Annotated in this window: 4 protein-coding genes, 1 tRNA gene and 1 pseudogene; all 6 read left to right on the forward strand. The window is 41.3% G+C overall.

The features are described 5' to 3' along the window. Positions 1-7 precede the first annotated feature (7 nt). Positions 8-1978 carry a PBP1A family penicillin-binding protein gene (locus ACYQ21_RS04930; RefSeq protein WP_460055885.1) on the forward strand — a complete coding sequence of 657 codons (1971 nt, stop codon included), beginning with the start codon at positions 8-10 and terminating at the stop codon, positions 1976-1978. Positions 1979-2045: 67 nt separating this feature from the next. Then, positions 2046-2116: transfer RNA gene (locus ACYQ21_RS04935), tRNA-Cys, on the forward strand. Positions 2117-2557: 441 nt separating this feature from the next. Next, complete coding sequence (locus tag ACYQ21_RS04940) at positions 2558-3250, forward strand: alpha/beta fold hydrolase (RefSeq protein ID WP_460055887.1); 693 nt, start codon at positions 2558-2560, stop codon at positions 3248-3250. A 59-nt stretch (positions 3251-3309) separates the two neighbouring features. Beyond that, a complete protein-coding gene (mprF, locus tag ACYQ21_RS04945) occupies positions 3310-5802 on the forward strand; it encodes a bifunctional lysylphosphatidylglycerol flippase/synthetase MprF (protein WP_460055889.1) in 2493 nt (830 codons plus the stop codon). A gap of 55 nt (positions 5803-5857) precedes the next feature. Then, positions 5858-6919, forward strand: coding sequence for a M24 family metallopeptidase (locus tag ACYQ21_RS04950; RefSeq protein WP_460055891.1), 1062 nt, complete (start codon positions 5858-5860; stop codon positions 6917-6919). Positions 6920-7089: 170 nt separating this feature from the next. After that, positions 7090-7398 (forward strand): annotated as a pseudogene (locus ACYQ21_RS04955) (hypothetical protein); the annotation flags it as partial.

Raw genomic sequence — 7398 nt, forward strand, 5'->3', positions numbered from 1 at the left:
GCGAAAAATGAATCTACGCATCATAAGAGCCATCAAATGGTGTCTCATCTCAGTTTTCATGCTCATTATTCTCGGGTTTGCTGCCGGTGTTGGTCTTTTTGTTTATTATGCTAAAGATGCGCCCAAATTGGAAGAATCTAAGTTACAGTCTAAACCTTCATCGGTTATTTATGACAAAGGTGGTCAAGTCTTGGTTGATTTAGGCATCGAGAAGCGTGAATTGGCTGATACTAAGGATATCCCCTTGGAACTGGTGGATGCAATAACTTCGATTGAAGATCACCGTTTCTTTCAGCACCGTGGTGTTGACCCGATTCGGATAATTTCCTCGGTCATTCATAACACGCAAAACGACAGCATGCAGGGAGGATCTACCTTGACCCAGCAACTGATTAAGCTCTCTTTCTTCTCGACCAAGATCAAAGATGCAACGATTAGGCGTAAAGCGCAAGAAGCTTGGATGGCGGTAAATCTTGAGCGCCAAAACACCAAAGAAGAAATCATCACCTACTACATTAACAAAACCTACTTGGGTAATGGTTACTATGGAATGTTGACTGCGGCGAAAAGTTATTTTGGTAAAGACCTCAAGTCTCTGGATTTGGCACAGATTGCGTTGCTTGCTGGCATGCCACAGGCCCCTAATTCCTACGATCCTTATGCTCATCCGGAAGCAGCAAAAGAACGTCGAGATATGGTATTACGCACCATGTACCGCTACAAAAAAATTTCTAAGAAGCAGATGGAACAAGCTCTGGCAGAACCTATCACTGAAGGTTTACAAGCACCACCAACTAGCAAAGCGATTCCAAGCTACCTTGATAACTACATCAAACAAGTTATTTTAGAAGTAGAAGCTAAAACTGGTCTGGATGTTAATAAAGCTGGTCTTGAAATTTATACACCGTTAGATAATGCAGCCCAACAAAGACTTTGGGATATCTTTAACACGGATCAATATGTGGCTTTCCCAGATGACCTTTTTCAAGTTGCTTCGACAATCATTGATGTCAATTCTGGTGCTGTCATTGCGCAGCTCGGTGGTCGTAAACAGCCAACAGATGTCACTTTTGGTCTGAACCAAGCCGTCGAGACAAATCGAGATTGGGGCTCAACTATGAAGCCGCCAACAGATTACGCACCTGCTTTTGAATATGGCATCTATAAATCAACGGGAGATATTATTGGCGATACTTGGTATGTTTATCCAGGCACCAATATTCCAGTCTATGACTGGGATAAGCTCTACCAAGGCAATATCACGGTGCGTAGCGCAGTGTGGGGGTCGAGAAATATCCCAGCAGTCAAAACCTTAGCTGCTGTTGGACTTGATAAATCACAAGCCTTTCTTGAAACTTTGGGAATAAAATATCCGAATATGGCATATTCAAATGCCATTTCGAGTTATAATGACGGACAAGGTAGTGACTGGGGGGCAAGTTCAGAAAAGATGGCGGCTGCTTATGCTGCCTTTAGTGCAGGCGGAATCTACACCAAACCTTACTATGTTAATAAAATCGTTGATGCAGAAGGTAGAGAAACGAACATGAAACCTGAGCGAACACGGGCAATGAAAGCATCGACAGCTTATGTCATGACTGACATTCTCAAAGGTGTTATTACAAATGGTACGATGACCAATGGGATTATTCCAGGTCTTAATCAAGCTGGCAAAACAGGGACATCAAACTATGATGATACCCAGTATGATCAAGCTTTTGAAAATCTGGATGGCTATTACGACGGTAGCTCACTTGCACCAGATGAAAACTTTGTCGGCTATACCCCTCATTATTCAATGGCGGTGTGGTCAGGTTATGATAATCGGATGACACCAGTCTGGGGAACTAAACTCTACCTAGCCCTTGACGTCTATCGTGAAATGATGACCTACTTAGCGTCAACGACAGATAATCCAGATTGGTCCATGCCAGAAGGCGTTCAAAAAGTCGGTAACGAATTAACAATTACCAACTAAACGCTAGAAATACTCTCCAAATTATCTTGACAAAACCTATCATTCTATTATATAATGGAATGGTTGTGGCGGTATAGCCAAGTGGTAAGGCACGGCTCTGCAAAAGCTTGATCGTCGGTTCAAATCCGTCTACCGCCTTTTATAATAGAAAAAAGCCCATACCTACGGGCTTTTTTCTATATCTAGTGAGGTCTTTTGTCCATGCTTTTGTTAAAAGAACTAAAGCATGATATTTTGGATTGTGAATCAGCCTCTCCAATCGCAAAAGGAGAGCATATGGCAGTCAAACTCATCACTTGAAAACCTCAAAGGCGAGAAAATTGTACCGTATTTGACTGTTCCTTTACAGCAACAATCAAGGCGATACGATGATTTTTTGGGGCTAGTAGGATATAAGATAAGGCATATTTATGGTATAATAAAGATAAGAAAACGTTATTTTAAGTTTACATAGTACTCATTTAATGTGTTGATAGACAGCGCGATGCTTACAAGTCAATCTGTCACATTTTCAGCAAAAAGGTGTAAAATAGAGATATGAAACGGTTAGTCGCACTTTTAATACTAGGAGTAAGTCTGATGGCAACACAAGTTAAAGCCGATAGCGTGACATCAGGTTATATCAAGACCCATGATGGCGAAAAAATACACTATATTCGAAAAGAAACAGGAACACCGCTGATTTTGCTGCATGGCAATGGTCAGAGCGCTCGATACTTCAAACCACAGATGGATTTGCCCTTTGACACGATAGCCATTGATTCTAGAAATCATGGCAAATCTAGCAGTTCACAGCAATTAAATTTTGAATTGATGGCGCAGGATGTCTTAGAGGTTATGGATCAACTCGACATACAGAAAGCTGATATTTTAGGTTTTTCTGATGGTGCTAATCTCGCCATGGTTTTTGCCAAAAAACATCCTGATCGAGTTGACAAATTAATTTTAAATTCAGGGAATTTATCATTGTCAGATTTGCGTTTTTTTCCCAGGCTGACCTCTATTTTGCAAAATATTTTCTTTAACACACCGGTTTCGGAGTTACTCGTTAAAGATGTCGGCGTGACAACGGCTGATCTCAAAAAATTTAAAATGCCAGTCCTCGTGGTTGTCGGTCAATATGATTTGATTAAGCTATCATCGTCTCGAAAAATTGCTAAAGCTTGTCATGGGCAGTTTATAGAGATTCCAGATGCTTTCCATAAAGTTTCCCAATCTCGTCCTAAAACATTTAATGCCGTTGTTACCAAATTTTTACAAGGAACATCCTAAATCTGAAACCTTAAACGCTCATCCCAATCCTTAATTCCTAAAAGTAGAAAGAGACCGGAATGATTCAGTTTTTAAAGAAAAATCAAAAGTATTTCAAGCTCATTTTTGTGATGGCAGTGGCTTTTATTGCGCTGACCCAAATCATTGGTCTGCTCAAACAAGTCCAACCTGATAAAATTAGCCTGATTTTTGATCGGCTTAATTTATTTGATGTCGTGCTGGTCATCTTCACTGGCTTAATTAGTGTGGTGCCTATGCTCAACTATGATCGTGTGCTCAATCAACTCGTCGGCACCAATTATCCACTGCCTAAGCTGATTAGAATGTCTTGGCTAATCAACACAATCAATAATATCGCAGGTTTTGGTGGCGCTGTTTCTGTCGGTTTGCGCAGTCATTACTACGGTAAAAATGTTAAGGAAAAACTCCTTGCCAACATTTCAAAAGTCTTTTTCTTTGCCCTCTCAGGCCTTTCAATTTACGGACTTATCGGCTTTATCCTTGTTCAGACGGGACAGGTTGACGAATTTCTAGGTCAATATACCCTCTGGCTTATCGGTGCAGCCGTCTATTTTATTCTTGTTCTCCTTTTTACCCGAAAAAATCTAGGCGGTCTCAAAAAACGCCTCCAAGCAGAGTTGCTACTGACCAGTTTCTTTGAGTGGAGCGGTGTCATGCTGACCTTCATTGTCAGCGGACACGTCTTAGATGTCAAAATTTCAGTTGCTAGCCTCATCGTCCTGATTACCGCCAGCTCAGTCATCGGTATTCTCTCCATGATTCCGGGTGCCCTCGGCTCTTTTGACATCATGATGATGCTAGGGTTACTACATCTCGGCGTAGCACGAGAAATTGTCCTCGTCTGGCTCTTGCTCTATCGCCTAGCTTATTATCTCTTGCCGCTTGCACTTGGCCTTATTTCTTGGCTCATGACGACAGGACGCCAATTTGATGCCCGCTTTAGCGGGATTCCAATAAATCTGAGCCGCGAGATGCTGCACAAAGTCGTGACATTTATGACAGCAGTGACCGGTGGCTTTCTTGTTTTGACAGCGACAGTCCCTGAAGCCTTCCTAGAGCTGCGATGGTTACGCCAAATCTCGCCTTGGAATGCGAACTTAATCGCTGAGTCGCCCAAAATCATTCTCGGCTTTCTGCTCATTATTACGAGTCGTGCCGTTAAAAATCGTGTCTCTCGCGCTTATATTCCGACACTTGTGATTGAATTATTAACCGTTGTTTACATCTTCTTAGATGACTTTTCTTGGTATTCTATTGTCTTATTAACGGTATTATTATTGCTGACCATTTTTATTAAAAGTGAATTATACCGCGAGCAACTAGTTTTAAGCTATGAGACGATTATTTTTGACAGTTTCTTCGTTATTATTCTCATGGTACTTTACATCGTTGTCGGTACCATCTCTCGTCCAACTTATCATCTCCATCATAAAGTTAATGAATTTCTCCTTTTCCCATCAGAAAAAATGTGGGCGAGCGGTATGATTGCCATCTTTGTTGTCGCAGCAGTTTGGTTGCTTTATGTGCGCTATTTACAAGGCAAGTTCCAAAAGATTGGAACAGAATTGGATGAAACAGTCGCCCTCGATATTTTGACGACCTATGGTGGTAACACCCAAAGTCAGCTTCTTTTTATGGGAGATAAGCGGATGTGGGTCTATGACAACCGTCTCGTCATTCAATTTGCAATTCGTCAGGACAAGGTTTTAGTTATGGGGACACCGTCAGGAGACCATACTTGTTTGTTAGAAGCTTTGACAGCCTTTATCAGAGAATCCGACCGCTTAGGTTATCGACCTGTCTTTTATGAAATTGATAAAAAGACAACCTTGATTTTACATGAATTAGGCTATCACTTTATTAAGCAAGGTGAGGAAGGTCATGTGAGTTTGACTGATTTTACCCTGACAGGTTCGAAAAATAAAAGCAAACGCCAAGCGGTCAATCAAGTTGAAAAAGCTGGTTTTGAGTTGGAAATGATTGCGCAAGACGACTTGACACCAGAACTCTTTTCTAGACTGAAAGAAATTTCTGATGAGTGGTTGGACGGCAGACGTGAGAAAGGCTTTTCACTAGGCTATTTTGATGAGACTTATCTCTCGAAAGCACCGATTGCCATTGTGCGCTCAGAGGAGGAAATCGTTGCCTTTGCTAATATCATGCCGACTTACACGCAGGATTTCGTGACCATTGATTTGATGCGCCATAGTAAAACCGCACCAAAAGGTGTGATGGACTTCCTTTTCATCAAACTTTTTGAGCATTTCCAAGCAGAAGGTATCGCCAAATTCGATTTGGGAATGACACCGCTTGCCAATGTCGGGACAGCTCGCAGTGCTTTCGTCTCAGAAAGAATTGCCAATTTGATTTATCAGTTTGGGGATTCGCTTTACAATTTCGAAGGCCTACGCAACTACAAGAAAAAATATGTGACATCTTGGGAGCCAAGATACACTGCTTACTCGCATAGTTCCAACATCGCTTTTGTCATGTTAGCGCTATTGCTCCAAGATAATCAAAGTATTAAGTAAGCAAGAAGCTTTTGAGTGGGTATAGCTCACAAATGACCTCGCAGAAAGGAAGACTATGATGACGAGACTATCAGACGTTAGAACACGCATGCAAGCAGAAAATTTGGGTGCGATGATTATCACAAATTTGAAAAATATCTACTATTTGAATGGATTCTGGGGAACGGCTGGCACGATTTTGATGACAGCAAAAGCCCAGTATTTATTAACGGATTCGCGCTACAGTATTGCGGCGCGCGAGGCTGCAGTGGATTTTGAGATTGTTGAAACACGGGAAACCTTCGTTGAAATTGCCAAGTTGCTGAAAAAAGAGGCGGTAACGCAAGTTGGCTTTGAAGACGGTGTGACTTATGCCGAGTTTCAAGCCATGCAAACTCAGTTAGCAGGTCTGACGCTCCAAGCAACGAGCAACTTTATCGAAATTCAAAGACAAATCAAAAGTCCAAGCGAAATCGCAACGATTAAAAAAGCCTGTGCCATTTCAGATCAAGCTTTTAACGATTTGCTGAAGTTTGTAGAGCCGGGTAAGACGGAAATCGAGATTGCCAACTTCCTAGACTTTAAAATGCGTGATTTAGGTGCTTCAGGGATCAGTTTTGATACCATTGTCGCCTCGGGCAAGCGCAGTGCTTTGCCACATGGTCGTGCAACGCATAAGCCAATTGAGTTTGGCGATACCGTGACTGTTGATTTTGGTTGCTATTATGAGCATTATGCTAGTGATATGACACGGACTTTCTTTGTCGGTGAGGTGAGTCCGAAAATGCAAGAAATTTATCATGTCGTGCAACAAGCGCAACAAGCTGTAACCGATATTAGTGCGCCTGGTTTGACTTATGGCGACTATGATCGTGCGGCGCGTGAGGTCATCGAGGCGGCGGGTTATGGTTCAGCCTTTTCACATGGGATCGGTCACGGTCTAGGGCTTGATGTCCATGAATTGCCCTATTTTCCCAAAATATCTCAAGCCCGTTTAGTTGAAAATATGGTCATCACAAATGAACCGGGCATTTATGTTGAAAATATCGGTGGTGTCAGGATTGAAGACGATTTGCTCATTACAAATCAAGGTGTCGAAGTCTTAACTCAGGCACCAAAAGAATTAATTATTCTCTAAATTCAAGGAATAGTTGAAAATCTAGCGAAATGGTTGGAAATATGATAAAATCCCGAGTTTGACAGTTAAAACTAAAAAATACACCCCCAAAAGCTATTATATCAAGGGATATGATAGTTTTTTACAACTTCACACTTGTTGTAGACGGTTGGTTTTGATATAATATAAATATGGCATTTGTAAAAGTAACTAAAAATCGTGAAGGCACACAATACGTGACAATCGTTGAAGGTTATCGTGACGGCGATAAAGTCAGACATCGGACAATTGAATCTCTAGGAAAATTGAACATCTTAGAACAAGATGACCCCAATTTTTTGATTCATTTAAAAAAAGCCCTCAAAGAAGGGCGTTATAGTGTTGCCAAGGAATCAATCAATCTGAAACTTGACCTTAATAAAAAAATTGGTAATCCTTTAAAAAATTATGGTTGGCAATTGCTTGATAAAATTTATCAAGAACTTGAGGTATCATCTGTT

Source organism: Pseudolactococcus yaeyamensis, from assembly GCF_054658615.1.